The sequence below is a fragment of the Nocardia sp. NPDC051900 genome, from assembly GCF_044452545.1.
Classification (GTDB): Bacteria; Actinomycetota; Actinomycetes; order Mycobacteriales; family Mycobacteriaceae; genus Nocardia; species Nocardia sichangensis.
In genome coordinates this window covers 19,251-45,938 of the sequence record NZ_JBITBU010000018.1, presented here as the reverse complement: position 1 = coordinate 45,938, position 26,688 = coordinate 19,251, and the positions used below count along the sequence as shown (strand labels likewise).

The following is a 26,688-nucleotide window of genomic DNA, read 5'->3' as shown; positions in this document are numbered from 1 at the left end:
TACATGGACATCGGGCTCTTCCGGGCGCGGCGACCGCTGCTGCGGCCCGGTCACCACCGGCGTCCCGCGCGTACCCGGATCGCCGCGACGACGACCGAACCCGACGGCCGGAACGTATCGCGCGGCGGTTCCACCCACACGCGGAAGCACGGTGACCGGTCGGCGGGCGACGGCAGGGCGATCTGCGCGCCGCACCGTGCGACCGACACGTCCAGCCGGAACAGCTCGGCGAACAAGCCGACTTCGTCGGGCAGGTCCGGCCGCACCAGATAGGTCCAGCGCTTCGAGCGTGGATGCGAGATGATCGGCCCGAGCGCGGACCGCCGGACCTGCAACAGCGCCTTCACCTCCTGGCCGAGCCGAGCGGGCATGGTGATCGCGCCGACTCGGCCCGCGGGCACGATGATGCGGCCGAGTTCCGGTTGCACGGCCGCCGGAAGCCCGCACTGCCGGTAGAAACGGCACCGGCTGGCCGGGGTGTCGGCCGCCGGATCGCACAGGTCGCTCACCGCGTGCCCTCCCGCCCCGCCGCGCCGGGATCACCGACGCGGTGCGAGGCCGTCGCGCGCCGATCGTGTCCGCGCAGCGGTCGCGACGGCATCACGTCGAGGCGCGGTCGGTTGCTATCGGCGACTCGCGGACGGCGACGGCGGAGTCGGTGTGCGTGGCACTGGACGACTCGCGCCCGGAAATCGTTGCGAGCCAAGTGATCCGGTAGGGATAGCGTGGAGCCGGGCGCGGACGCCGACACCGCGCGAATCGCACCGAGCTCGTTTCGATCACCGATCGCCACCGTCGCGATCGCGTCACCGTGCCGCTTCACGAACGTGTCGTTCCACGCGAAATCGACTGCCACTCCCCGCATCACGTTTGCCTTCCCCTGCTCATCGCGTTGTGAGCACCCGCGCCCTGGAGCGCAACCCGTTGTCGCGCGCACCGACGTGCCCGTCCCGGGGGCGAGTGCTCGCGACAGCTTGGCGGGCTGCCGGATCGGCGTTGTCCCGGTGCGGGACACCTGGCGGCGCGTCTAGCATGAGGTTTCGATCAGCATCCGGCGAGGGAGAGCCGATGAGCGAGGGTCAGGGGAACGACGGGGGCCGGTACATCGGCCGACAGGTGCGTGCCATTCGCGCGCGCCGTGGGATCTCGCAGCAAGTGCTGGCCGATCGGGTCGGCGTCAGCCGGGGCGCGATCGCCAAATACGAGAACGGCGAGCGTCCTATCGATTCGCGGCGGACCCTGCACGCCCTCGCCCAAGCGCTCGGCGTCGCGGTCGGTGATCTGACCGGCGATCAGGACGATCGGTTCGACCCGTCGTCGGCCGGGTTCCACGCCGCGGTGCCCGCCATCGAAACCGCGCTGTGGACCCGGGGCGACACCACTCCGACTGCACCACCCCGCAGCCTCACCGAACTCGCGGCGGCAGCACGTCATGCTGCCCATCTACGACGCGCGTGCGACTACGCGGCACTCGGTCCGATGTTGCCTGCTCTACTCACCGACTGCTATCGACACGCTCGTGATTCGGCTGGAGCCGATCGCGATCTTGCCTGGGATGTGCTTGCGGCGGCGGCGTACACGACAGCCGCGTCCTTGAAGGCCAGAGGGTACTCAGCGTTGGCTTGGACAGCAGCACAAGAGATCGAGCACGCCACCGCGAACATCGGTGGCACCTCCGGTTCGGCTACCGCAGCCTTCACTCGAAGCCAGATCCTGCTGTCGCGCCCCGGCTCATTGACTGCCGCGCTCGACGGCGCGACGAACGCTGCCGAGCGCCTGGGCCCGGAGGTGCGAAGCCGCGGCGAGATCGAAACCTACGGCATGCTGCACTTGCAGGCCGCGCTCGTTACCGCAGCGCTCGGCGGCGACCCTGGCGACCATCTGGACGAAGCGAGCGAGCAAGTCACCAGGCTCGACCAGGCTCCCCCGGAAACCGCGACTCTCCGCAACCCGACATTCGACGCGACGAACGTGATCCTCTGGCGAATGTCAGCGGCAATGGAGAAACGCGAACCAGGCCAAGTCCTCGAACTCGCCCCCACCCTCAACCCGCAAACCATCCCCGCCGAAGGCCGCAGAGCCCAATACTTCGTCGAGATCGGCCGAGCCCACGCCCTGCGCCGCGACTACCACAACTCCCTGCACGCCCTCCTGCGCGCCGAACACATCGCCCCCCAGCAAGTGCGCGGCATGACCCACGTCCGCGAACTCGTCGGTCACATGATGCGCACGGCCCACCGCAACCTCACCACCGGCGACCTCGGCCGCCTCGCCAAACGCATCGGCGCGGTCCCCTCCTGACCCATACCCCGGGCAACATATGCATCGGCCACAACAGGTTTCAGGTACCACGCGTCCGGCCTCGGCGGACCGGAGATGGGCGACATCCGAACGCAGGTCCGGCGGCATCCGATGCCGCACCCGTTGGCTGGCGGACGTCTAGGTCTCGAGTCCTGCCAGGATTATGCGCATCCCGGCCCGGAATTCGGCTGTCGGGTCGCTCGAGGCGGCGGCGTACGCGATCTCGATGAGCTTGGGGAACTGCTCGGGCGGCAATGCCGCGATCCGGTCGGTGATCGTCGTGAGGTCCTCGTCGCGCGCCACGGATAGCGGGCCGACGAGTTCGGCTTGCGCGTATCCGGTGATGAAGCCGGACACTGCGCGGAACGCCACCAGCAACGCGGTTCCTGATCTGCCGCTACGCGCGAGCGCCTGCAACAGGGCTTCGGTCGGCCGCAGGGTCGCCAGGTCGAGGCTGCGCCGAGTGAGAATCAGTGGGATCGCATGGGGATGTGCGCGCACGGCGCGCCACATTCCCTCGGCGACGGCTAGTACCTCGTCCTCCCAGTCCATGGACGGCGTGGCGTCCCAGTGCGCTTCGGCCATGACGGCCTCGGTGACGAGCTGCTCCAAACCTTCCCGTCCATCGACGTAGTTGTAGATCGTCATCGCACCGGTGCCCAGCGCCGACGCGAGACTGCGCATGGTCAACCCGGCCAGGCCATGGTCGTCGACCAAGGCCAGTGCCGCGGCTTGCAGCTGCTCGCGCGCGAATTTCCTGGGGGCGGGCATACTTCTCCTTGTTTAAGTACAACGTACGTGTTTAACTGAGCATGTTCACGTACAACGTACCTATATCGAGGTGTCATGACCACTCGCACCACCTTCCCTTCCGGCCGCGACGAATGCGCGGTGTGGCTGACGCTTCCGGACGGCCCAGGTCCGCATCCGGCCGTGGTGCTCGTCCACGGCGGTGGCGCAACGCACGACATGATGCTGGCCCAGTACGAGAAGTGGTTCTCCGACGCGGGTCTTGCCGTGGTGGCCTTCGACTTCCGCCACCTCGGAGAATCAGGCGGCATGCCGCGCCAGCTGGTGAGTCAGCGCCGTTACGCCGAGGATGTCGACGCCGCCGTGGCTTTCGCCCGCTCTCGCCCCGAACTGGACGCTCACCGGATCGCGTTGTGGGGCACGTCGTTCGGCGCCAGCCACGTGCTGGCCGCAGCCGCACGCCACGACGACCTTCGTGCCGCGGTGGTTCAGTGTCCGGTCTTCAGTGGGCGAGCCGTGGTGTCACGGGCGGGGGTGCGGCATCTGTTGCGGTTCACGGTTCCGATCGCGTCCGACCTGGTGCGTGCCGCACTCGGTCGGTCGCGCCGTTACGTCCCCTTGGTCGGAAAGCCAGGGGACCTGGCGTTCGTGAACCAGCCCGGCGCTCTCGAGGGGTGGCAGTCGGTGACGCCACCAGGTTACGGTTTCGACAACCGGATCACGGCGGCCTCGGGACTGGGCATGTTGTTCTACAACGCCGCGTCCGCCGCGCCGCGCGTGCGCTGCCCGCTGCTGGTGTGCGCCTGCGATCGAGAAAATCTCATCGACCCCGCCATCGCGGGGCGGGTGGCCGCCACCGCACCACGGGCAACCCTGAAGCATTACGACGCCGACCACTTCACCGTCTACCATCCGCCGGCTGTCGATCGGATCGTTGCCGATCAGATCGAGTTTCTCACCACGCATCTCGCGTCGAACGCGTAACGAGAGGAGTACACCGGTGCAGCGTATTCACGACGTCCTCCATGGGGCGGCCACTACTGCCGCGGATGCTGTCGGCTGGATCGCGGGCGACCGGAAGATCCGGTTCGCTGAGATGGACGCATGGTCGGACCGAGTCGCCAGCGGATTGCTGCGGCTGGGCATCCGGCGGGGTGATCGCGTCGCCGTCAACGGGCCCAACACACCCGAGTGGCTCGCGGTGTACTTCGCAGCGGCCAAAATCGGTGCGGTGGTGGTCGGGCTCAGCGTCCGATACCGGGAGACCGAGTTCGCGCGCATCCTCGGCGATTCCGGGTCCCGAGCGGTGGTCACCGTGCCGTCCAGTGAGGGAATCGACTTTCTGCAGATGCTGGCCGGCCTGCGAAATCGTCTTCCGCGGCTGGAAGCCGTAGTGACCTTCGGCGCCGACGGCGACCACCCGCTCGATGAGCTCTGGTCGACATCGGCGGACACCGTGGCGCTCGCTGAAGCCAAGGACGCGGTCCGCGAGGACGATCCGGTCATGATCATCTATACGTCCGGGACAACCGGCCGACCCAAAGGCGCGGTGCAGACGCATCGCGGCCAACTCGCAGCCGCTACCGCACAAGCGGAGCACATGCGGCTCGGACCTGGCGACACGCTAGCGGTCGCCGTGCCGCTCAACCATGTCAGCGGCATCACCTGTTGCGTACTCGCCGCGCTGGTCACCTGCGCCCGCACCGTGCTGCTGCCGACGTTCCAGCCCGCGGCCGTCGCCGACCTGTTCCACTCAGCGGACCTCACGATCTGGGTCGGGGTACCGACCATGCACATTCTGCTACTCGACCGGTCTCGGTTCACCACGGTGGACACAGCCGCGGTTCGGCTCGTGGTCACCGGCGGCGCCAACGCCGAACCAGCCTTGCTGGAACGTTTGACCAGATTCTTTCCGAACGCCACCGTGATGAACCTCTACGGGCTCAGTGAGTCCTCGGGTGCAGTTGTGATGACCCCGTGGGGCAGTGACATGGAGTCGACCGTGCGCGCGATCGGCCGACCGCTTCCGAACGTGCAGATCAAGATCGCCGATGCCGACGGGACCGAAGTCGCCATCGGCGAAGCCGGCGAACTCCTGCTCCGAACCCCTTCGGTCATGGCGGGCTACCACAACATGCCCGCGGAAACGGCCGACGCCATCGGTAGCGACGGCTGGCTGCGCACGGGCGACATAGCCTGGACCGACAACGACGGCTTGATCACCCTGCACGGCCGGGCCAAGGACATGTTCGTCCAAGGCGGATACAACATCTACCCGATCGAAGTCGAGAACATACTGGCGGAGCACCCGCAGGTCCTCATGGCGGCCGGTATCGGTGTACCCGATCCGGTGCTCGGCGAGATCGGCCGCTACTACGTTGTCCTCACGCCGGACGCTCGGCTCGCCGAAGGCGACCTCGAACGATTCTGCGCGGACAGAATCGCGGATTACAAGGTCCCCAAGCAAATCATCATCATGCCCAACCTTCCCTTGACTCCATCCGGCAAGGTGCACAAGGCCATACTTCGCAACGAATCAGCGCAACCGGGCGCCGCGAGCTGACCGGTCCACTGGCGGTGGAGTGATGCTTCCCGTGCCATCCAACCGCTCCCGTCGGCATGGCACCATGAAAGTCGTGGACGCCAACGGAAATCCCGTGCTGTACGCCCTCGTGACCGGTTCGCCCCCCGCCCGCGATGTCGGCAAGTTGATCGCCCTGGCCCAGGCCGACGGCTGGGAGGTGTGCGTCATCGCCTCGCCGTCGGGCACCGGGTTCATCGACGTCGACGCGCTGCGCGCGCAGACCGGTTATCCCGTGCGCAGCCAGTACAAGGAACCCGGCACACCGGATGTGCTGCCACCCGCCGACGGCATCATCGCCGCCCCGCTCACCGGCAATTCGATCGCGAAATGGGCTGCGGGGATCTCGGATACCCTCCTGCTCGGTCTGCTGGTCGAAGGGCTCGGCAAGGGCCTGCCCATCGTCGGCGTGCCGTACTCGAACCGGGCGCAGATCAGCTTTCCCGCGATCCAGGAGGGGATGCGCAAACTGTCCGAGTGGGGCGTCACCATCGTGATCGGCGAGGGCGAGCCGCACGAGCGGGGCACCGGAGAGGCGCGCCTGCCCCTCTTCCCCTGGCAGGCGGCCTGGAAAGCGCTCCTCGAGCACCCACGCCGGGACGGGACCGCACCGAATCGGCCGTAGACAGCGACCCTACTCAGCCCACCGGGGCGTTCGGCCCGATCCACTGGTCGAACAACCGATCCACCGCCCCCGTCGCGAGCTGGGTGGTCAAGTACACGTCCAGCAAGGCCGCCAGAACGGGATCGTCCTTGCGCACCAGCAGCACTTTCCCGAACGAGTCGAACGGCGCTTCGGGATGCAGCACTTGCAGATCCGGATGCTGACGAACGCGGTAGCGGCCCTCGACCGAATCGGTGACGAACACGTCGGCGCGGCCCTGCTCGATCTCACCGAAGATTGTCAGATTGTCCGGCCACAAGGTGAGTTGCGCGTCGGGGAAATTCTTGCGGGCGAAATCCTCGTTCGTCCCACCCCGATTGGCGATCACGCGAACACCGGGACGGTTGATCTCCGCGACGGTCGAGTACGCCGCGCCGTTCGCGCGGTGGGTGATCGGGGCCTTGCCGTCGGTGCCGTAGGCGATCGAGAAGTCCGCGAACGCGCGCCGCGACGGCAGGTCGGAGATACCTCCGACCGCGAGGTCGCAATTCCGTTCGGCGAAGTCGGTTTTCAGCGTCGCCCAGGTGACGGGCACGAACTCGATCGGACGGCCGAGCAGCGCGGCGAAACCCCGCGCGAGATCGACGTCCACCCCGCGGTGCTCGCCCGCGTCGTCCCTGATCGAGTACGGCGGATAGTCGCCGGGCGTGCAGGCACGCACCGCGTTCGAGGCCTGCGCGGCCGCGGGAGTCGCCACGGCGGCGAGCACCGTCCACCCGGCGATCAGCACCGCCCCGATCCGGCCGGGCAGCGTCCGGCTACGCAACGATCACTTCTCGTTGCGCGCCTTGGGGAAACGGGCCTGCTTGGCGACCCAGCCCGCCATCTTGGCCCAGTGCCCCTTGCGCGGGGTGACGATCGAGGTGAGCTCACGATCCCATTCGTCGGCCTCGGTGAGGCCGTCGATCGTGGCGACCAGTTCCTTGGCCGTCTCCAGGTCCGGGACCACCCGGTCACCGAGCACACCGTCGGAACCGACCAGGGTGACCCGCACACCAGCGCGACCGATCGGCTGGAGCACGGCCGTGGCGGAACGTCCGTGATCGGCGACGAACCCCTTGACGGACTCGACGAGGGCGCCCGACAGCTTCTGCGGCGCCGTGGCGGTTTCAGAACTCATGGCACGCAGTTTACCGACCGGTAGGCAGCGTGCCCGTCGCTCGGGTGTAGAACTGGAACTCATGCACGCCATTCAGGTTTCCGAACACGGTGGTCCCGAGGTCCTGAAGTACGTGAAGGTGCCCGATCCGCGGATCGGACCGGACCAGCTCCTGGTCGACACACAGGCGATCGGCGTCAACTTCATCGATACCTACATCCGTACCGGGCGCTATCCGCAGGACGTCCCCTACGTTCCCGGCGCGGAGGGCACCGGCGTCGTCGCCGAGGTCGGCTCGGATGTCACGGAGTTCGCGGTCGGCGACCGGGTGGCCTGGGCCGCCGCCCCGGGCAGCTACGCCCCGAAGGTCGCGGTGCCCGCCGCCGTCGCCATCCGGGTACCGGACGGCGTCGATCCGCCCGTGGCCGCGTCGGCGCTGTTGCAGGGCATGACGGCGCACTATCTCATCGAGTCCATCTACCGGCCCGAGCCAGGGGAGGCGGTGCTCGTGCACGCGGGCGCGGGCGGTGTCGGGCTGATCCTGACCCAGCTCCTCAACGCGCGCGGCGTCCGGGTGATCACGACGGTGTCCTCCGACGAGAAGGAGACGCTGTCGCGCGCGGCGGGAGCCGACGAGGTGCTGCGTTACGGCCACGGACTGGCCGCTCGCGTGCGCGAGCTCACCGACGGCGTCGGCGTGGCGGCGGTCTACGACGGCGTCGGCGCGGCGACCTTCGAGTCGAGTCTGGCCGCGCTGCGCGTGCGGGGCACGCTCGCCCTCTTCGGGGGCGCGAGCGGCCCGGTGCCGCCGTTCGACCTGCAACGGCTGGGCGGGGCCGGTTCGCTGTTCGTCACCCGCCCCACGTTGATGCACTACATCCGGGACCGCGCCGAACTCACCTGGCGCGCGGGCGACGTCTTCGACGCCATCGCGCGAGGCACGCTGAACATCCGGATCGGCGCGACCTACCCCCTCGCCGACGCCGAGCGGGCACACCGCGACCTGGAAGGCCGCAAGACCACCGGTTCCATCGTCCTGCTGCCGTGAGCCACGGGCGGGGGACGGTCCGATGGGCCGTCCCCCGCCCGCTCAGTAGTCGCGGCCGGTGAGACCGCGATAGATGAACCGGGTCAGGCCCTCCACGGCCTGTTCGTCGGTCAGCTCGACGCTCCCCTCTTCCACCGCGGCCAGCAGGCTCTGGGTGAGCATGAACATCATCGCGAGGCTGGCGTCGGGCGTGCTCGGCAGCCGCAGGCCCCGGTCGGCGAATCCTTCGACATGGTCGGCGATGTCCGCCCGCTGTTGTCTGCCGAACCGCGCGACCATCTGCGCGAATTCCTCGTTGACCAGGGCCGCCTGATTCACCGCGCGCAGCACGGGCCCGTGCTCCCGCGCGAAGGTCCAATACCCCGCGACGTGGTAACGCACCGCCTCCGGATCGCTGAAATCCGGGTTGTGATCGGGTCCTTCCGCGCGCTCGTCCCCTGCCGCGGCCAGATCGCTCAGCAGCGCCTGGAGCAGTTCTTCCTTGCTCGCGAAGTGGTTGTAGAACGACCCGGCCGCCCGTCCCGCGGCCGTCGTGATGTCGGTGATCTTGGTGTTCAGGTAGCCGCGCTCGGCGAACAACCGCAGCGCGGCGGCCTTCAACACCTGCTCGGTTTCGGCCGACTTCTCCTTGCGACTCAGCGACACCCACCTCACCTCCTTGACAACGCAACGTACCAAGCATGACACTGAATACTCATTCAGTGAATATTGATTCATCAGGAGTACGCCATGGCACAGCTCGTTCTCGTCGCGGGCGCCGGACCCACCGGCCTCACCCTCGCCCTCGATCTCGCTCGCCGGGACATCCCGGTCCGGATCGTCGACAAGGCGGCCACCTTCTTCGCCGGCTCGCGCGGCGACGGCATCCAGCCGCGCACCCTGGAAGTGTTCGACGACCTGGGGGTATTGGACGCGGTGCTGGCGGCCGGAATGCCGACACCGGTGATGCGCGTACATCTGGGCGGCGAGTTCGTCACCGAACGCCGAATGAGCGAACCGGTCGAGCCGACGCCCGCCGTCCCCTACCCGAACCTGTGGGTGCTCGGCCAGTCCCGCACCGAGGCCATCCTGCGCGAGCGGCTCGCCGAGTTCGGGGTGCACGTGGAACTGGGCACCGCGCTGACCGGCTTCACACAGGACGACGACGGCGTCACCGTGACGCTGGAACACGACGGCACGCCGGAGACCGTGCGCGCCGCCTACCTGATCGGCGCGGACGGCGGCAAGAGCACCGTGCGCAAGACACTCGGCATCCCGTTCGAGGGCAGCACCGACGAATCGCTGCGCATGCTGCTCGGCGACGTGCGCGCCGACGCGCTCGACCACGAGTTCGGCTACTGGTTCGCCGCCGCCGACGAGCCCATGCGGGGCATCGCGTTGTCACCGCTGCCCGGTGGGCGTCAATTCCAATTCGCCGCCCCGTTGACCGGCGACGCGGAGCCGAGCCTCGAGCTGCTCCAGGAATACGTGGACCGCTATTGCGGACGCGACGACGTCACCCTCACCGACCTGACCTGGGTGACCGTGTGGCGCCCGAATATCCGCCTCGCACAGCGCTTCCGCGACGGCAGGGTGTTCCTGGCCGGCGACGCCGCGCACGCGCATCCGCCCACCGGCGGCCAAGGCATGAACACCGGCATCCAGGACGCCTACAACCTCGGCTGGAAGCTGGCCGCCGCGCTCGCCGGGGACGACACGCTCCTGGACAGCTACGAGGCCGAGCGCAGGACCGTGGCCGCCAAGGTGCTCGGGCTCAGCTCCGAACTGCTGGACAAATTGGTCGACGGCGACGAGGACGCGATGGAGCGCGGAGCGGAGACCCAGCAACTGGACATCAGCTATCGAGACCCGGCCGAGCGCGGCTGGTTCGCCGTCGGCGACCGGGCGCCGGACGCGCCGGTGAAAGACGAGCACGGACGGCCCGTCCGGTTTTTCGACCTGTTCCGCGGGCCCCACGCGACGGTGCTGTCATTCGGCGCCCAGGCGGAAGCCGGGCCGTACGCGTACGCGGTGGTGCGTCCCGGTGAGCAGGTGGAAGGGCCGCACGTGGTGGATGTCGACGGGCATGCCCACGCGGCCTACGCCGCGGCCGAGGGCACCCGGGTGTTCGTCCGCCCGGACGGTTACGTCGGTGCGCTCAGCTGAAGAAGCTGCCGACGGTGTCCCAGCCGAGCACCGAGTCCACCGCGAGGCCGCAGAACACCACGGCCAGGTAGTTGTTCGACTGGAGGAACAGCCGCAGCGGCTTCACCGACTCGCCGCGCCGCACGCCCGCGTACAGCTGGTGCGCCATGAGCAGGAACCATGCTCCGGCCACCAGCGCCACGGCCGCGTAGATCACGCCGGTGGCGGGCACCAGGGCGAGCGTGGTGAGCACGGTCAGCCAGGTGTAGACGACGATCTGCTTGGTGACGGTCTTCTCGGTGGCAACCACCGGCAGCATCGGCACGCCCGCCGCGCGGTAGTCCTCCTTGTAGCGCATGGCCAGCGCCCAAGTGTGCGGCGGCGTCCAGAAGAAGATGACGCCGAACAGCGCGATGGCGGGCCAGCCGATGCCGCCGGTCACCGCCGACCAGCCCACCAGCGCGGGCATGCAGCCCGCCGCGCCGCCCCACACCACGTTCTGCGAGGTGCGGCGCTTGAGGCCCAGCGTGTAGACGAAGACGTAGAACAGGATCGTGGCGACGACGAGCACGCCGCTGAGCAGGTTGGCCTGCCACCACAGCCAGGCGAACGAGCCCAACCCGAGCACGACGCCGAACACGAACGCGTTGCGGGTCGGCACCGCGTCCCTGGCCAGCGGCCGCTTGGCGGTGCGCTTCATGACCTTGTCGATGTCGGCGTCCGCGACGCAGTTGAGCGTGTTCGCGCTCGCCGCGCCCATCCAGCCGCCGAACAGCGTCGCGAGAATCAGGCGGATGTCGACGGTGCCGCGGTCGGCCAGCAGCATGGTCGGAATCGTGGCGACGAGCAACAGCTCGATGACCCTTGGCTTGGTCAGCGCGACGTAGGCCAGTACCCGTCGAATCAGCCGGGACGGTAGGCCGGGACCCGTGAACCGGTCGGCCAGCGCCGTCGCGGAGGAGCCGTGCGCACCATCGCCACCCGGCTGTTGCCCAATCCGCACTGTCTCTCCTCGCACGCTGTGCATCGCATCCGGCATCGACCAGCAGTGCACTCGTCCCGGTGGTACGGGTGCGCCCGCGCCGGACTTCCGTCCGCCCCGGCGCCCCTTCCGACCGGTGCGGCGCGACTACTACTACAAAGGATGGTAGACCCCCGCCGCGCGCGCCCCTCCCGTCGCCCCCGCGCTAGAGGACCGGAATGTGACGGGGGCGACGGCTCGTTCGGCTCGTCCGCGCCACCCGGTTCGGAGCCCTTGCCCTCCCCTGTCCACGTCCTCGACTCGCGCGGAGCCGTGCGCACGCGCGACGCGGATTCCGCGCCGCGAAAAAAATTCGTCGACTCCACCGAACCCGGCGAACCCACCGCACGCCCCGCACCGCGTGGTGCGGCAACTTTCGCCACCGCACCGGCGCGTGCCACAAAGCAGTCGCTTGCTCAATACTTTCCCATCACACCGAACACCCGCCCTACGAGGGCGTTCACGACCCGTCACGCATCACGCATGCGCGTGACGCGAGCACCGAAGACACCCGGCCCACCCGTTCCGGCGCCCCTGATGCAAGGCCGCCAACCCGCCGCCGTCGCAGTCGCGGCCTGTGCGAAACCACCTGCGAACGCGCAGCGCAACGAGCGCCGCGAAACCAACACAGGGTTAATGGTGTGCCGGTCACCGGGCACATCTAGGGTAAGTGGGTATACCCGGTTAGCACGCCGTAGCTGCCGCGCGATCATCGCCGTCAGAAACCCACCCGCCGTCGACGAACCAATGTCAGGAGAACCTCGGTCGTGTCGATCACAGACGACATCCGCGCCCTCACTCAGCCGAACCACCCGGACGACTGGACGGATCTGGACACCAAGGCTGTCGACACCATCCGGGTCCTGGCCGCCGAGGCGGTGCAGAACGCCGGAAACGGCCACCCCGGCACCGCGATGAGCCTGGCGCCGCTTGCGTACACGCTGTACCAGCGGACCATGCGCATCGACCCGAGCGATCCGAGCTGGGTCGGCCGGGACCGGTTCGTGCTGTCCTGCGGGCACTCCAGCCTCACCCAGTACATCCAGCTCTACCTGGCGGGTTACGGTCTCGAGCTGGACGACCTGAAGAACCTGCGCAAGTGGGGCTCGCTCACCCCTGGCCACCCCGAGTTCCGGCACACCGACGGCGTCGAGATCACCACCGGCCCGCTCGGCCAGGGCCTGGCGTCGGCGGTCGGCATGGCGATGGCGGCGCGCCGCGAGCGCGGACTGTTCGATCCCGCCGCCGCGCCGGGCACCAGCCCGTTCGACCACTTCATCTACGCCATCGCCTCCGACGGCGACCTCGAGGAGGGCGTCACCTCCGAGGCGTCGTCGCTCGCGGGCACCCAGCAGCTGGGCAATCTCGTCGTCATCTACGACGACAACAAGATCTCCATCGAGGACGACACGACCATCGCGTTCACCGAGGACGTCGCCGAGCGCTACGAGGCATACGGCTGGCACGTGCAGGTGGTCGAGGGCGGCGAAGACGTCGTCGCCATCGAGGCCGCGCTGGAAGCCGCCAAGGCCGAGACCGGCAAGCCCTCGATCATCGTGCTGCGCACCATCATCGGCTACCCCGCCCCCAGCAAGATGAACACCGGCACCGCCCACGGCGCGGCGCTGGGCGCCGACGAGGTGGCCGCCACCAAGAAGGTCCTCGGCTTCGACCCGGACAAGAGCTTCGACGTGGACCCGGCCGTCATCGAGCACACTCGCAAGGCCATCGCGCGCGGCCGGAAGGCGCACGAGCAGTGGCAGCAGTCGTTCGACGCGTGGGCCGCGGCCAACCCGGAGAACAAGGCGCTGTTCGACCGCCTCTTCGCGCGGCGCCTGCCGGACAACTGGACCGCGAATCTGCCCAGCTACGAACCGGATCCGAAGGGCATGGCCACCCGCAAGGCGTCCGGCAAGGTGCTCGCCGCGCTGGCGCCGGTGCTGCCGGAGCTGTGGGGCGGTTCGGCCGACCTGGCCGAGTCCAACAACACCACCATGCCCGACCAGCGCAGCTTCGGGCCTGAGTCGATCTCCACCGGCATGTGGAAGGCCGATCCGTACGGCCGCACCCTGCACTTCGGTGTGCGCGAGCACGCGATGGGCGCGATCCTCAACGGCATCGCCCTGCACGGCCCGACCCGTCCGTACGGCGGCACCTTCCTGGTGTTCAGCGACTACATGCGCCCGTCGGTCCGCCTGGCCGCGCTGATGCGCGTGCCCGCGATCTACGTCTGGACCCACGACTCCATCGGTCTCGGTGAGGACGGCCCCACGCACCAGCCGATCGAGCACCTCGCCGCGCTGCGCGCCATCCCGGGCCTGAACGTGGTCCGTCCCGGTGACGCCAACGAGACCACCTACGCCTGGCGCACCATCCTGGAGCGCGACAGCAGCGAGCACAGCTCGCACTTCTCGGTGTCCGAGCCGCCGCACCAGGACGGCCCGTCCGGGCTGGCGCTGACCCGCCAGGACCTGCCGATTCTCGAGGGCACCAGCTACGAAGGCGTGAAGAAGGGCGGCTACATCCTGGCCGAGGCGTCCACGGGCACACCGCAAGTGATCCTGATCGCCACCGGTTCGGAGCTGCAGCTCGCGGTCGCCGCCCGCATTACGCTGGAGGAGCAGGGCATCGCCACCCGCGTGGTGTCGATGCCGTGCGTGGAGTGGTTCGACGCGCAGGACAAGGCTTACCGGGACGAAGTGCTTCCCCCCGCGATCGCCGCGCGCGTCGTCGTCGAAGCCGGTATCGCGATGCCGTGGCACCGGTTCGCCGGTGACGCGGGCGAGATCGTGTCGATCGAGCACTTCGGCGCCTCCGCCGACTACAAGACCCTGTTCCGCGAATTCGGCTTCACTCCGGAAGCCGTCGTTGCCGCCGCGCAGCGCACGCTCGAGAACGTGAAGGGATAAGCGCTCATGGCTCAGAACGAGAATCTCGCCGCCCTCTCGGCGGCGGGAGTGTCCGTATGGCTCGACGATCTGTCCAGGGACCGGATCCAGTCCGGCAACCTGCTCGAGCTGATCGAGACCCGGTCCGTCGTCGGGGTCACCACCAACCCGACGATCTTCCAGGGTGCGCTCAGCCAGGGCCACGCCTACGACGGCCAGCTGAAAGAGCTTGCCGCGCAAGGCGCCGACGCCGACGCCGCGATCCGCACCATCACCACCGATGACGTCCGCGCGGCCTGCGACGTGTTCGCTCCGGTCTTCGAGGCGACCGGTGGCGTGGACGGCCGGGTCTCCATCGAGGTCGACCCCCGCCTGGCGTTCGACACCGACCGGACCGTCGCGCAGGCGGTCGAACTGTGGAAGATCGTCGACCGGCCCAACCTGTTCATCAAGATCCCGGCCACCGAGGAGGGCCTGCCCGCCATCGCGGCCGTGATCGGCGAGGGCATCAGCGTGAACGTCACGCTGATCTTCTCGGTGCAGCGCTATCGCGCGGTGATGGGCGCCTACCTGGAGGGCGTGAAGAAGGCCAAGATCGCCGGTCACGACCCGGCCAGGATCCACTCCGTCGCCTCGTTCTTCGTCTCCCGCGTGGATACCGAGATCGACAAGCGACTGGAGGCGCTCGGCACCGACGAGGCGCTCGCGCTGCGCGGCAAGGCGGGTATCGCCAATGCCCGCCTCGCCTACGCCGAGTACCAGGATGTGTTCGACGGAGGCAAGCACACCTCCACGTTCCTGAACCTGGCCTCCTCGGGCGCGAATCGGCAGCGTCCGCTGTGGGCGTCGACCGGCGTGAAGAACCCGGAGTACGCCGACACGATGTACGTCACCGAACTGGTCGCCCCCAACACGGTGAACACGCTGCCGGAGAAGACGCTCCAGGCGGTCGCCGACCACGGCGTGGTCTCCGGCGACACGGTCAGCGGCAAGGCGGCGGAGGCCAAGGACGTCTTCGATCGGCTCACCGCCGTCGGCGTCGACCTCGACGACGTGTTCGCGGTGCTCGAGCGCGAGGGCGTGGACAAGTTCGAGAAGTCCTGGGAGGAGCTGCTTTCCGCCACCGCCGACGAGCTGAAGTCGGCGTCGACCGGGAACGGCTGATCGATGGCCGGGGCAGCACCCGCGGATCGACCGGACGCAGTCGAATGGCAGAACCCGCTGCGGGACAAACGGGACAAACGGCTTCCGCGCATCGCCGGACCGTGCAGCATGGTCATCTTCGGCGTCACCGGTGACCTGTCTCGCAAGAAGCTGATGCCGGCCATCTACGACCTGGCCAACCGGGGGCTGCTGCCCCCGGCCTTCGGCCTGGTCGGTTTCGCGCGCCGCGACTACGCGGACGAGGACTTCGCGCAGGTGGTGCTGGAAGCGGTCAAGGCGCACGCGCGTACCCCCTTCCGTCAAGAGGTCTGGGACCAGCTCCTGGAGGGCATCCGGTTCGTCCAGGGCACCTTCGACGACGACGCGGCCTTCGACCGGCTCGCCGACACTTTGACCACGCTGGACAAGGAGCGCGGCACCGGCGGCAATCACGCGTTCTATCTGTCCATCCCGCCGAACATGTTCCCGCTCGTGCTCGACCAGCTCTGCGCGCACGGCCTGGCCCAGACCACCGGGCCCGACGCGGCGCGCAAGCCCTGGCGGCGAGTGGTGATCGAGAAGCCGTTCGGGCACGACCTGAAGAGCGCGCAAGAACTCAACGCACTGGTCAACGGCGTGTTCCCCGAGGAGCGGGTCTTCCGCATCGACCATTACCTCGGCAAGGAGACGGTGCAGAACATCCTGGCGCTGCGCTTCGCCAACCAGCAGTACGAGCCGATCTGGAACGCCAACTTCGTCGACCACGTGCAGATCACCATGGCCGAGGACATCGGCCTCGGCGGACGCGCGGGCTACTACGACGGCATCGGCGCCGCGCGCGACGTGATCCAGAACCACCTGCTGCAACTGCTGGCCCTCACCGCCATGGAGGAGCCGATCAGCTTCGAGCCCAAGCAATTGCAGACCGAGAAGATCAAGGTGCTCTCGGCGACCAGGCTCATCGAACCGCTGGACGACACCACCGCGCGCGGCCAGTACACCGAAGGCTGGCAGGGCAGCGAGCACGTGGTCGGGCTGTTGGAAGAAGAAGGCTTCGACCCGAACTCGAAGACCGAGACCTATGCCGCGATCCGGCTGGAGATCGATACCCGCCGCTGGGCGGGTGTTCCGTTCTTCCTGCGCACCGGAAAGCGGCTCGGCCGCAGGGTCACCGAGATCGCGGTGATCTTCAAGCGGGCGCCGCACCTTCCGTTCGACCAGACCATGACCGAGGAACTCGGGCAGAACGCGCTGGTCATCCGGGTGCAGCCGGACGAGGGCATCACCACGCGGTTCGGCTCGAAGGTGCCGGGCTCCAGCATGGAGGTGCGCGACGTCAACATGGACTTCAGCTACGGCGAGGCGTTCACCGAATCATCGCCGGAGGCCTACGAACGCCTGATCCTCGACGTGCTGCTCGGGGAGCCGTCGCTGTTCCCGGTGAACGCGGAGGTCGAATTGTCCTGGCGCATCCTCGATCCGGTGCTCGACCACTGGGCGGGCGACGGCAGGCCGGAGCCGTACGAGGCGGGCACCTGGGGCCCGTCGTCCGCGGACGAGATGATCGCCCGCACCGGGCGGGAATGGCGGCGCCCGTGATCGTCGACATGCCCGACACCAAGACCAGCGAGGTCACCAAGCGCATCGTGCAGTTGCGCGAGAGCAACGGCGTGATCACCATGGGCCGCGTGCTCACGCTGGTGGTGTGCACGCTGGACAGCTCCGAGGCCGAGCACGCGATCGAAGCGGCGAACGAGGCCAGCCGCGAGCACCCCTGTCGCGTGGTGGTGCTCGCGCGCGGCGACCGGGAGGCCGCCACCCGGCTGGACGCGCAGATCCGGGTGGGCGGCGACGCGGGGGCGGCCGAGGTCATCGTGCTGCGGCTGCAAGGCGAACTGGTCAACCACGAGAGCAGCGTCGTCACCCCGTTCCTGCTGCCGGATACTCCGGTGGTGGCTTGGTGGCCGCGCGGAGCGCCGGAGTTCCCGTCGAAGGATTCGGTGGGCCGCCTGGCGGGCCGCCGCATCACCGACGCCACGTTCGCGTCCGATCCCCAGGCGGCGATCAAGAGGCGGCTGCAGTCCTATGCCAGCGGCGACACCGATCTGGCCTGGAGCCGGATCACGTACTGGCGGGCCCTGCTGGCAGCGGCCATGGACGAGCCGCCGTTCGAGTCGGTGGATTCGGTGACGGTGTCCGGGCTGCGCGACGAGCCCGCCTTGGACATGCTGGCCGGCTGGCTGGCCGCCCGGCTGGGCTGCCCGGTACACCGGCGCACCGGCCCGCTGCGGGTGGAACTGCATCGTCCCACCGTCTCCATCGCGATCGAACGTCCGCAGACCGGCCGCACCGCGACGCTGACCCGCACCGGCGAACCGGTGCAGCGAATCGCCCTGGCGCGCCGGGAGACTCGTGACTGCCTCGCCGAGGACCTACGCAGGCTGGACGCCGACGAGACCTACGCCGAGGCGCTGGCCGGAATCGAGAAGGTGATCTATGAGTGAGCACACCGATTCGCCGTTCCCCAGCGACACCGTCGAGGTGCATCTCGACACCGAGTCGCTGGTGGCCGCCGCCGCGGCCCGCTTCGTCTCCGTCGTCGTCGCCGCCCAGGCCGAGCGCGGCTCCGCGTCGGTGGTGGTGACCGGCGGCGGGACCGGCATCGCCCTGCTCGAACAGGTGCGCAAGTCGCCCGGCGATATCGACTGGTCCCGAGTCGAGGTGTTCTGGGGCGACGAGCGTTTCGTGCCCGCGAACGACCCCGAGCGCAACGACCTGCAAGCCAGGCAGGCGCTGTTCGACCATGTGCCGGTGGATCCGGCGCGGGTGCATCCGGTGGCCGTCTCCGACGGCGAGTACCCCGACCCGGTGGAGGCCGCCGCCGAGTACTCCGCGACGGTGCACGCCCACCTCGCCGAACACGGCGCGTTCGATCTGCACCTGCTCGGCATGGGCGGCGAGGGACACGTGAATTCGCTGTTCCCGGATACCGACGCGGTGCGCGAATCCCACGAACTCGTCGTCGCCGTGACGAATTCGCCCAAGCCCCCGCCGGTTCGGGTGACATTGACCCTGCCCGCGATCCGCCGCAGCAGGCACGTCGTGCTGGTGGTCGGCGGCGCTTCGAAGGCCGAAGCGGTCGCCGCCGCCATCGGCGGCGCGGACCCGGTGGACGTGCCCGCGGCGGGAGCGACCGGTACGGACTCCACCACCTGGCTGCTCGATCAGGAGGCCGCGTCCGCGCTGCGCTGAGCGCGCTCGCTACCAACTCCTTCATCTCGTAAATTTGCACATCGCGGCCCTAGTTTTCCGGAAGAACACCGCCGGATAACGCCGCCGAGCGGCGAAGTTTACGAGATGATCGGTCGATGACCGAGCAGGCAGTGGATCTCGACGAGCGGTTCCGCACCGCCGTCGCCGCACTCGTCGCCCGCCCCGGCCGTCCGGCGGACCAACCGATCGCACCCGGCGGCGCGATCACCGGTGCGGCGTGCCTCGAACTGTTCGAAGCGCAGGCGACGAGCAGGCATCTCGATCTCGCGGCACGCCGCCTCGGCAGCGCCCGGCGCGGTTATTACAGCATCGGATCGTCCGGTCACGAGGGCAATGCCGCTGTGTCGGCGGCCCTGCGGGTCACCGATCCCGCCCTGCTGCACTACCGATCGGGGGCGTTCTTCGTGCATCGGGCCCGGCGCGTGCCTGGGCTCGACCCGATCCGGGACGTTCTGCTCGGGGTGGCGGCCGCGGCGGCGGACCCGATTTCCGGTGGCAGGCACAAGGTGTTCGGCAGCGCCGCGGCCAACGTCATCCCGCAGACCTCGACCATCGCCTCGCACCTTCCGCGCGCGGTTGGGCTGGCGTTCGCGATCGATCGCGCGGCCCGGCTCGGTGTCGCCGGTCCCTGGCCCGCCGACTCGGTGGTGGTGTGCAGCTTCGGTGACGCGTCGGCCAACCATTCCACCGCGGCCGGGGCGATCAATGCCGCGATCCACACCGCCGGTCAGGGAATCGCCATGCCCATCCTGTTCGTCTGCGAGGACAACGGCATCGGAATCAGTGTTCCCACGCCACCGGATTGGATCGAGCAGGCCTACGGCAGCCGCCCGGGCCTGGCCTACTTCGCCGCGGACGGCTGCGCCGCCCTCGACGCGCTGAGCACCGCGAATACGGCGGCGCGGTGGGTGCGGGACCGCCGCGCGCCCGCGTTCCTGCGGCTGCGGACCGTGCGTCTGCTCGGTCACGCGGGATCCGATGTCGAAGCCGCCTATCGCCGCCCCGCCGAGATCGCCGCCGATCTCGCCCGCGATCCGGTCGTGGCCACCGCACGGCTGCTGATCGAGTCCGGAGTGGCCACACCCGCCTGCGTGCTCGACCGCTATGCCGACATCGGCCGCCGGGTCGCCACGGCCGCCGAACTCGCCTCGGCGGAACCGAAACTCGCCTCGGCGGCGGCCGTGATCGCGCCGATCGCTCCCGCCCGCCCTGCGCTCGTGCGCGCCGACGCGCTGCGGACCGAACCCCTCCCACCCAACGAGCGCGAACACGCGGAGACCGAGGACACGATCGCGGGCCGCGGTGCGCCGCAGCGCCGCAATGGCGCCGCGCATACCGAGCCGATGACCTTGGCGCAGGCGATCAACGAAACCCTCGCAAGCCTCCTGGCGCGCGATCGCGACCTGCTCGTCTTCGGCGAGGACGTCGGCCGCAAGGGTGGCGTGTACGGCGTGACGAAGGGTCTGCAGAAGACCTTCGGCGCGCGCCGGGTGTTCGACACCCTGCTGGACGAGCAGAGCGTCCTCGGCACCGCGCTGGGCTCGGCGCTGGCCGGGTTCGTGCCGATTCCGGAGATCCAGTACCTCGCCTACCTGCACAACGCCGTCGATCAGATCCGCGGCGAAGCGGCCACGCTGTCGTTCTTCTCCGACGGCCGTTACCGGAATCCGATGGTGGTGCGGATCGCCGGATACGCCTATCAAAAGGGTTTCGGCGGCCATTTCCACAACGACAACTCGGTGGCCGCGCTACGCGACATCCCCGGCGTCGTGCTCGCCTCCCCGGCCCGGGCCGACGACGCCGCGGCGATGCTGCGCACGTGCGTATCGGCGGCCCGCGTGGACGGCAGAGTGTGCCTGTATCTCGAGCCCATCGCGCTGTATCACACCCGCGACCTGCACCGTCCCGGCGACGACGGCTGGCTGGCACACCCGGCTCCGGCCGAGCACGCCGAAATCGGCCGCGCGCGCGTCTACGGCGACGGCCCCGATCTGACCCTGGTGAGTTTCGCCAACGGCGTGCCGATGAGCCTGCGCGCGGCGCGGCGCTTGGCCCGGCACGGAATCGACGCGCGCGTGCTCGACCTGCGCTGGCTCGCTCCCCTGCCGGTGGACGATCTGCTGCGCCACGCGCGCGCGACCGGGCGGGTCCTCGTCGCGGACGAGACCCGCCGTGGTGGTGGCGTGTCGGAGGCCGTGTGCGCCGCGCTGGTCGACGCCGGTTTCACCGGCCACCTCGGGCGCGTGACCAGCGAGGACAGTTTCGTGCCCCTGGGTCCGGCCGCCGCGACGGTGCTACTCGACGAGGACCGGATCGAAGCCGCGGCCCTCCGCCTGCTGAGCGACGCGACCGGCACGCGGCCTCGGCGCGCCGAGGCCCGGCATTCCCCGGAATTCGATTCGGCCGGGGAATAGTGGAAATACAGTGAGGACGACGGTGACCAGCAGCGGAAAGGACTCGCGATGACCACGATGTCCATGCTCGGCGAGGTACGACCGGAGCACGAGCACACGGCCGACGGCGACCTGGTGCTCTTGCACTACTTGCGGTCGTTCCACAAGCCCGTGCTGGACGTGTGGTCGGCGGCCACCGAACGGGGCCAGCTCGGCCGCTGGCTCGGCGCCGTCTCCGGCGGCAACGGCAACCTGACCATCGAGCTGTTCGACGGTCCCGTCCCCGGCCCGGTCGCGGTGCGCGTCGACCACTGTCAGGCGCCGCACGAACTGGTCGTGCACATCGACGGTTGCCTGCTCGAAGTCCGGATGACCCAGGTCGGCGTGGTCACCACGGTGGAACTGACCCGCCGCCACGTGAGTCCCGCCGACGCGGGCGCGATCGGTCCCCGCTGGCAGTATCTGCTCGACCGGCTCACCGCCTACCTCGACTACCAGCCGCTGCCGCGGTGGTCGGACTATCCGAAACTGGCCGGGGAATACCGTTAGGCCCACGGCTCAGTAGAAGAACCCGGCGACGCCCCAGCCGGGACGGGCCTGCGCCTCCCGGATCCACTCGACGCAGGACTCGATAGCGGCGAGTACCTCGTGGTCGACCTCCTCGCGCTGCGGTGGCGTGGTGGACTCCCACTGCACGAGCGCTTCCGCGCACTGCTCCGGCGTCCATTCGCCGTAGCCGGGCAACTCGTCGGGCTGCGGCAGCGACGGCGGCAGCGAGTGGTACATGAACGCGCGGACGCTGACCGCTTTGATGCCGAGCGTGGCCAAGCCGTCGTCGATGTGGTCCAGCCAGCGACCACGGAACGCCGAGAAGTAGCGGTTGTCCACGAACCGGCCGTAGAACTGGCAGATCGTCTGGTAGGCGTAGCCGTACTGGAAACCGTAGGCCGGGTCGAACGGGCCGCCGTCGATGACGGCGCGCACCGCCTCGTAGCGAGTGGGCGCACCGGCCGCGATCTCCTCGGCGAACCAGTCGTCGTCATGGGTGAGCTGGGCTTTGAACCGGCCGCCGATCATCCGCCGGAGCTTGTCGTCCCCGCACCCGATGGCGCCCTTGATCCGGTCCAGCTCGACGACGTAGATGCTCAGGCTATAACTCATTCACCGAACATTAGCGGTGCCCACCGACACCGAACGCCGCTGAGCCCGAACGCGTTTCGGCTCAGGCCGGAAGCCCGGCCGGATGCGCGGCCAGATGGGCGAGATGAGTGGTGAGCAACGCGTTCACCTGCTCGGTCCGCTCCAACTGGACGAGGTGGCCCGCGCCGCCTATCTCGGTCACCGCGCGCAGGTCGGTGACGTGCCCGCGCATGGTCGCCAGCGGATCGCGGCCGCTGAAACCTTCCATGTCGGGATCCCGGTCGCCGTACAGGAAATAAGCGGGCGCGGTGACTTTCGCGTCCGCGTAGTCGGCGGTGAGCTCCCAGTTGCGATCCAAGTTGCGGTACCAGTTCAGTCCGCCGGTGAATCCGGTGCGTTCGAAATCCCGTGTCAGCACGTCCAGCTCGTCCGCGCCGAGCCAGCGCCACGGCAGCGCGGGCGCCTCCGGCAGCACGTCGAGATAACCGGTGCCCTCCGCCGGGAAACGCCAGGTGTCCAGGTAGTGATAGTCGGCGCTCAGCGCGTAGTACACGCGGGCGAGGAACTCCCGGGGACGTGCGCCGAGTTCCTCGTCCGCCGGGCCGGGGGTCTGGAAGTAGTGCAGGTGCAGGAAGTGCCGGGCCGCCGCCTTGGCCCACAGCTGCGACGGAGCACGCGGCGGGCGTGGCGCGAACGGATTGTTCAGGACGATGATGCCGCGCACCCGCTCCGGCGCGCGTAACGCCAGTTCCCACACCAGCGCCGCGCCGAAGTCCAAGCCGACGAACACCGCCTGCTCGGCGCCGATGTCATCGAGCAGAGCGAGCAGATCACCGCAGACCGCGCGATTGGTGTACTCCTCCGGATCGGCCGGGACATCGGTCTGTCCGTAACCGCGCAGATCCGGCGCGATGGCGCGGTACCCGGCCGCCGCGATCGCGGGCAGCTGGCGGTGCCAGATGTACCAGGTGTGCGGGAAGCCGTGGCAGAAGACCACCGGCTGTCCTGTTCCCTGCTCGGCGACGTGCATACGGACCCCGCCGGTCGTCACGAACCGATGCGTCAGCTCCACTCGGACCTCCAAAGCCTAGAACACGTTATCGTTTCACGGTAATGTTCCGGTTTCGTGAGCGGAATACCCGAAAGGCTCGAAGGCAAGGTCGCGGTGGTCACCGGCGCCAGCCGCGGCATAGGCAAGGGCATCGCACTGGAGCTGGGCGCCGCGGGCGCCACGGTGTTCGTCACCGGCCGCTCGGCGGCGCAGGGACGGCTACCCGGCACCGTACACGCCACGGCCGCGGAAATCGATGCCGCGGGCGGGAGCGGCATCCCGTTCGTGTGCGACCACCGCGACGACGACGCGGTGGAGCGGCTGTTCGAGTTGATCCGCGCCGAGCACGGCAGGCTGGACGTGCTGGTGAACAACGTCTACAACTCCCCCGCCGCGGCCCGCTGGCTGGGCAAGCCGTTCTGGGAGGTCCCGCCTGCGGCATGGGACGAGTCGTTCGACGTGGGCGTCCGATCCCATTACGTGGCAAGCTTTTTCGCCGCGCCCCTGTTGATCGAGTCGGGCGGGCTGATCGTCAATATCTCGTCGCCAGGCGCGCGCCGATACATGCACAACGCGGTCTACGGCGTCGCGAAATCCGCCGTGGACCGGCTCACCGCCGACATGGCGCACAACCTCGCCGGTACCGAGGTCACCGTGGTCTCGCTCTGGCCCGGCATCGTGGACACCGAACTGCTGCAACTGGTTCCGGCAGGCACCGACGGCAGGCGGCTGGTCACGCTGCCCGACGAGGGCACCTTCGATCTCGGCGACGCGCAGACACCGCGCTTCTCCGGCCGCGCCGTCGTCGCGCTCGCCACCGACGCGGGGCGTCGCTCCCGCACCGGGTTGCCCTGGCCGGTAGCGGATCTCGCCGAGTACTACGGGTTCACCGACATCGACGGGCGCATTCATCGCGTCGACCGACCGTGATCAGAGCACCCCGAGAAAGCGCTGCACCGAGCGTGGCGGGACCGGCCTGGCGCGCCATGCCACGTACACGTGTGAGGGCGGCGCGTCGGGGATGTCCAGATAGACCACGCCGGGGTGCGGCGCCCTGGTGCGCGCCAGATCCGGCACCACGCCGATACCGCGATCGGCCGCCACCAACTCGATCCATTCGTCGAAGTTCGTACAGGCGATGACGACGCGATCCGGGTCGACCGGCTGCCAGGACGCCGCGTCGGTGGTGCCCGAGACGGTGTTGACCACCAGCGGCCGATCGGCCAGTTCCGACCAGGAAAGGCGCGGCGCACTCGCCAGCGGCGAGTGGGTGGCCACCGCGAGCACCCGCCGTTCGGTCGCGATGATCCGCGACGCCAGATGACGCGGTAGCCGGGCCTCCTTGCGATAGATGGCGATATCGACCGTCCGCTCATCGAGCGCGGCGAGCGGATCGTCCACCCGCCGTAGGGTGATCCGGCCGCCCTGTTCCTCGTAACGACGACGGGTCGCGGCGAACCAAGCGTCCGGCAGCAACCAGGAGAATCCGACGTCCAGCGTGGCGCGCGAACGCAGTTCCGCGGCGACCCCGTCGACGTCGGCGAGGATGCGGCGGGTGTGGGACAGCAATTCGGCGCCCTCGGCGGTGAGCGCGAACCGCCGGGACGTGCGCTCCACCAACCGGCAGTCGACCAAGCGCTCCAGTTGCTGGATCGTCCGGGTCAAGGCGGGCTGGCTCAGGTGCAGCCGGGTCGCGGCGCGGGTGTAGTTCGCCTCCTCGCACAATGCGAGGTAGGCCCGCAGATGCCGCAACTCGATATCCATGCGTTGAGCGTATACATCGTGCGTGGAAAGCATTTCCGGAGCGCCGCCCTGCGCTCTTACGGTCGAACCGTGACCACTGTTGCCCTCGCCGCACCCCAGCGCCGCGGCCTCGCTCCCGCGGTGGCCGCGGCATCCGGCCTGGCCGCCGCGATGGGGGTGGGGCGCTTCGTCTACACCCCCTTGCTACCGCTCATGGTCGACGCGCACCGCATCACCGCGCACGACGGCGCCTTGATCGCGACCGCGAACTACGCCGGTTATCTGCTCGGCGCGCTGCTGCTCACCTGGCGTCCGGCGCTGCACGACCGCAGGGTCTTCCTGGCGTCTACAGCGCTGCTGATCGCGAGCGAGGCGCTGATGGCGGCGCCGGGGCCGATCCTGTTCCCCGCCGTGCTGCGCCTGGTCGCTGGCGTCGCCAGCGCGGTGATCTTCGTCGCTTGCGCCAGTTTCGCGAGCCGTCCCGGCAGCGGCAGGCAGTCGGCGGGAATAGTGTTCGGCGGCATCGGATTCGGCATCGCGTGGACCGGCCTGCTGGTGCTGGCGTTGCGGCCGGTGCTGTCCTGGCAGATGCTGTGGCTGGTCTCCGCGGCGCTCACCGCGGTCTTGCTGATTCCCGTGTGGCGCTTGGATATTCGTCCCGGGCAGCGCGTCCCACGTGGTGCGGCACGCGGCTCGCGCGTCTGGCGCGCCCTGCTCGTCGCCTACTTCCTCGAAGGCGTCGGGTACATCGTGATCGGAACCTTCGCGGTGGCGGCGGTCAGCGCGGAACGCGGGCCGGTGGCCGGCTCGGCGATGTGGATCGTCGTCGGCGCGGCAGCCTCGGTCTCGACCGTGCTGTGGAGCGTGGCCGCCCGGCGCTGGTCTCCGGCGCTGCTGTTACCCGTCGCGTTGGCGGCGCAATGCGTATCGGCCGTGCTCCCGGCCGTGTCCGGCGCGCTCTGGGCCGCGGTGACGGCGGCGGCCGTGTTCGGCGGGACGTTCGTTGGCATCGTCATGCTCGCGATGCGGGTCGGCGCCGAGTTGACCGATGGCGCCGCGGCGCCGCTGACGGCCGGTTACGGCGCGGGCCAGATCCTCGGCCCCGTGATGGTGGCCCCTGTGCTCGGGACGAGCTATTCCGCCGCGTTCGTCATCGCCGCGGTGGTGCTCGGCGCGGCGGCGCTGACGGCAGGAGCGGTGACCGCCGGGATCAGGCGAACTTGATCTCCAGGCCGATGCCGAGGATGGCGATCAGCCAGATGAGGCCGGTGAAGATGGTGACGCGGTCGAGGTTCTTCTCCACGACGGTGGACCCGGACAGGCTGGACTGCACGCCGCCGCCGAACAGGCTGGACAGACCTCCACCCTTGGCGCGGTGCAACAGCACCAGCAGCACCAGCAGCACGCTGGTGATGATCAGGAGGATATCCAGGAACATCCGCATGCCGGACAGTGTATGCGGTCGATGC

25 protein-coding genes are annotated in these 26,688 nt (G+C 69.1%); 15 read left to right on the top strand and 10 right to left on the bottom strand.

Features of this window, described 5'->3' with window-relative positions; translation table 11 throughout:
• Window positions 1-50 precede the first annotated feature (50 nt).
• Window positions 51-509: a DNA-directed RNA polymerase subunit beta gene (locus ACIA5H_RS27430; RefSeq protein WP_379251883.1), complete on the bottom strand. Its 459-nt coding sequence runs from the start codon at window positions 507-509 to the stop codon at window positions 51-53.
• 559 nt (window positions 510-1,068) lie between these two features.
• Here ACIA5H_RS27430 and ACIA5H_RS27425 point away from each other — a divergent pair.
• Complete coding sequence (locus ACIA5H_RS27425; RefSeq protein WP_397078248.1) at window positions 1,069-2,301, top strand: helix-turn-helix domain-containing protein; 1,233 nt, start codon at window positions 1,069-1,071, stop codon at window positions 2,299-2,301.
• Between the two features lie 138 nt (window positions 2,302-2,439).
• Here the strand turns inward: ACIA5H_RS27425 and ACIA5H_RS27420 are convergent, their stop codons facing one another.
• Window positions 2,440-3,072 carry a TetR/AcrR family transcriptional regulator gene (locus ACIA5H_RS27420; RefSeq protein WP_067801856.1) on the bottom strand — a complete coding sequence of 211 codons (633 nt, stop codon included), beginning with the start codon at window positions 3,070-3,072 and terminating at the stop codon, window positions 2,440-2,442.
• A 75-nt stretch (window positions 3,073-3,147) separates the two neighbouring features.
• Between ACIA5H_RS27420 and ACIA5H_RS27415 the strand changes: the two genes are divergently transcribed.
• The 3 genes from ACIA5H_RS27415 (at window position 3,148) to ACIA5H_RS27405 (ending at window position 6,257) form a co-directional block, all read left to right on the top strand.
• Window positions 3,148-4,035 carry an alpha/beta hydrolase gene (locus ACIA5H_RS27415; protein WP_397078245.1) on the top strand — a complete coding sequence of 296 codons (888 nt, stop codon included), beginning with the start codon at window positions 3,148-3,150 and terminating at the stop codon, window positions 4,033-4,035.
• Window positions 4,036-4,051: 16 nt separating this feature from the next.
• Window positions 4,052-5,614: a class I adenylate-forming enzyme family protein gene (locus ACIA5H_RS27410; RefSeq protein ID WP_397078243.1), complete on the top strand. Its 1,563-nt coding sequence runs from the start codon at window positions 4,052-4,054 to the stop codon at window positions 5,612-5,614.
• Between the two features lie 73 nt (window positions 5,615-5,687).
• Window positions 5,688-6,257 (top strand): flavoprotein, encoded by a 570-nt coding sequence (locus ACIA5H_RS27405; RefSeq protein WP_397078241.1) that lies wholly within the window; start codon window positions 5,688-5,690, stop codon window positions 6,255-6,257.
• A 13-nt stretch (window positions 6,258-6,270) separates the two neighbouring features.
• On the opposite strand, the gene ACIA5H_RS27400 is transcribed toward ACIA5H_RS27405, so the two are convergent.
• Together ACIA5H_RS27400 and ACIA5H_RS27395 are read right to left on the bottom strand one after the other, a co-directional pair.
• Complete coding sequence (locus tag ACIA5H_RS27400; protein ID WP_397078239.1) at window positions 6,271-7,062, bottom strand: transporter substrate-binding domain-containing protein; 792 nt, start codon at window positions 7,060-7,062, stop codon at window positions 6,271-6,273.
• A gap of 3 nt (window positions 7,063-7,065) precedes the next feature.
• Entirely contained in the window at window positions 7,066-7,416 is a 351-nt protein-coding gene (locus tag ACIA5H_RS27395) for a hypothetical protein (protein ID WP_355070793.1), read from the bottom strand.
• Between the two features lie 61 nt (window positions 7,417-7,477).
• Between ACIA5H_RS27395 and ACIA5H_RS27390 the strand changes: the two genes are divergently transcribed.
• A complete protein-coding gene (locus ACIA5H_RS27390) occupies window positions 7,478-8,443 on the top strand; it encodes a quinone oxidoreductase family protein (RefSeq protein ID WP_397078404.1) in 966 nt (321 codons plus the stop codon).
• A gap of 42 nt (window positions 8,444-8,485) precedes the next feature.
• On the opposite strand, the gene ACIA5H_RS27385 is transcribed toward ACIA5H_RS27390, so the two are convergent.
• A complete protein-coding gene (locus ACIA5H_RS27385; protein ID WP_356961802.1) occupies window positions 8,486-9,088 on the bottom strand; it encodes a TetR/AcrR family transcriptional regulator in 603 nt (200 codons plus the stop codon).
• Window positions 9,089-9,172: 84 nt separating this feature from the next.
• On the opposite strand from ACIA5H_RS27385, the gene ACIA5H_RS27380 reads away from it, so the two are divergent.
• Window positions 9,173-10,588, top strand: a complete 1,416-nt coding sequence (locus ACIA5H_RS27380; protein ID WP_397078237.1) for an FAD-dependent monooxygenase — start codon at window positions 9,173-9,175, stop codon at window positions 10,586-10,588.
• Here ACIA5H_RS27380 and ACIA5H_RS27375 read toward each other — a convergent pair.
• Window positions 10,581-11,570, bottom strand: a complete 990-nt coding sequence (locus ACIA5H_RS27375; RefSeq protein WP_355070787.1) for a heme o synthase — start codon at window positions 11,568-11,570, stop codon at window positions 10,581-10,583. The genes ACIA5H_RS27380 and ACIA5H_RS27375 overlap by 8 nt on opposite strands.
• A 785-nt stretch (window positions 11,571-12,355) precedes the next feature.
• On the opposite strand from ACIA5H_RS27375, the gene tkt reads away from it, so the two are divergent.
• From tkt to ACIA5H_RS27340, 7 genes are all read left to right on the top strand, one after another.
• On the top strand, window positions 12,356-14,497 hold the full coding sequence (tkt, locus tag ACIA5H_RS27370) for a transketolase (RefSeq protein WP_397078235.1): 2,142 nt from the start codon (window positions 12,356-12,358) through the stop codon (window positions 14,495-14,497).
• A 6-nt stretch (window positions 14,498-14,503) separates the two neighbouring features.
• Window positions 14,504-15,640, top strand: a complete 1,137-nt coding sequence (tal, locus tag ACIA5H_RS27365; protein ID WP_355070783.1) for a transaldolase — start codon at window positions 14,504-14,506, stop codon at window positions 15,638-15,640.
• A 3-nt stretch (window positions 15,641-15,643) separates the two neighbouring features.
• Window positions 15,644-17,218 carry a glucose-6-phosphate dehydrogenase gene (gene zwf, locus ACIA5H_RS27360; RefSeq protein WP_355070781.1) on the top strand — a complete coding sequence of 525 codons (1,575 nt, stop codon included), beginning with the start codon at window positions 15,644-15,646 and terminating at the stop codon, window positions 17,216-17,218.
• Complete coding sequence (gene opcA, locus ACIA5H_RS27355) at window positions 17,215-18,123, top strand: glucose-6-phosphate dehydrogenase assembly protein OpcA (protein ID WP_379251893.1); 909 nt, start codon at window positions 17,215-17,217, stop codon at window positions 18,121-18,123. Before zwf ends, opcA begins: the two co-directional genes overlap by 4 nt.
• Window positions 18,116-18,871 carry a 6-phosphogluconolactonase gene (gene pgl, locus ACIA5H_RS27350; RefSeq protein WP_356961795.1) on the top strand — a complete coding sequence of 252 codons (756 nt, stop codon included), beginning with the start codon at window positions 18,116-18,118 and terminating at the stop codon, window positions 18,869-18,871. The genes opcA and pgl overlap by 8 nt, the downstream gene beginning before the upstream one ends.
• Before the next feature lie 116 nt (window positions 18,872-18,987).
• Window positions 18,988-21,306: a transketolase C-terminal domain-containing protein gene (locus tag ACIA5H_RS27345; RefSeq protein WP_397078231.1), complete on the top strand. Its 2,319-nt coding sequence runs from the start codon at window positions 18,988-18,990 to the stop codon at window positions 21,304-21,306.
• A gap of 48 nt (window positions 21,307-21,354) precedes the next feature.
• Window positions 21,355-21,834 carry a hypothetical protein gene (locus ACIA5H_RS27340; RefSeq protein ID WP_355070773.1) on the top strand — a complete coding sequence of 160 codons (480 nt, stop codon included), beginning with the start codon at window positions 21,355-21,357 and terminating at the stop codon, window positions 21,832-21,834.
• 9 nt (window positions 21,835-21,843) lie between these two features.
• Here the strand turns inward: ACIA5H_RS27340 and ACIA5H_RS27335 are convergent, their stop codons facing one another.
• Together ACIA5H_RS27335 and ACIA5H_RS27330 are read right to left on the bottom strand one after the other, a co-directional pair.
• Window positions 21,844-22,446 carry a hypothetical protein gene (locus ACIA5H_RS27335; RefSeq protein WP_355070771.1) on the bottom strand — a complete coding sequence of 201 codons (603 nt, stop codon included), beginning with the start codon at window positions 22,444-22,446 and terminating at the stop codon, window positions 21,844-21,846.
• 61 nt (window positions 22,447-22,507) lie between these two features.
• Complete coding sequence (locus ACIA5H_RS27330; protein ID WP_356961792.1) at window positions 22,508-23,497, bottom strand: alpha/beta hydrolase; 990 nt, start codon at window positions 23,495-23,497, stop codon at window positions 22,508-22,510.
• Between the two features lie 54 nt (window positions 23,498-23,551).
• Between ACIA5H_RS27330 and ACIA5H_RS27325 the strand changes: the two genes are divergently transcribed.
• Window positions 23,552-24,406, top strand: a complete 855-nt coding sequence (locus tag ACIA5H_RS27325; protein ID WP_397078228.1) for an SDR family NAD(P)-dependent oxidoreductase — start codon at window positions 23,552-23,554, stop codon at window positions 24,404-24,406.
• Here ACIA5H_RS27325 and ACIA5H_RS27320 read toward each other — a convergent pair whose 3' ends face one another.
• On the bottom strand, window positions 24,407-25,240 hold the full coding sequence (locus tag ACIA5H_RS27320; RefSeq protein WP_379251896.1) for a LysR family transcriptional regulator: 834 nt from the start codon (window positions 25,238-25,240) through the stop codon (window positions 24,407-24,409).
• Between the two features lie 69 nt (window positions 25,241-25,309).
• On the opposite strand from ACIA5H_RS27320, the gene ACIA5H_RS27315 reads away from it, so the two are divergent.
• Window positions 25,310-26,443, top strand: a complete 1,134-nt coding sequence (locus ACIA5H_RS27315; protein ID WP_397078225.1) for a YbfB/YjiJ family MFS transporter — start codon at window positions 25,310-25,312, stop codon at window positions 26,441-26,443.
• Here ACIA5H_RS27315 and secG read toward each other — a convergent pair.
• Window positions 26,430-26,663 carry a preprotein translocase subunit SecG gene (secG, locus tag ACIA5H_RS27310; protein WP_014351691.1) on the bottom strand — a complete coding sequence of 78 codons (234 nt, stop codon included), beginning with the start codon at window positions 26,661-26,663 and terminating at the stop codon, window positions 26,430-26,432. The two genes, ACIA5H_RS27315 and secG, sit on opposite strands and share 14 nt — an antisense overlap.
• Window positions 26,664-26,688 lie beyond the last annotated feature (25 nt).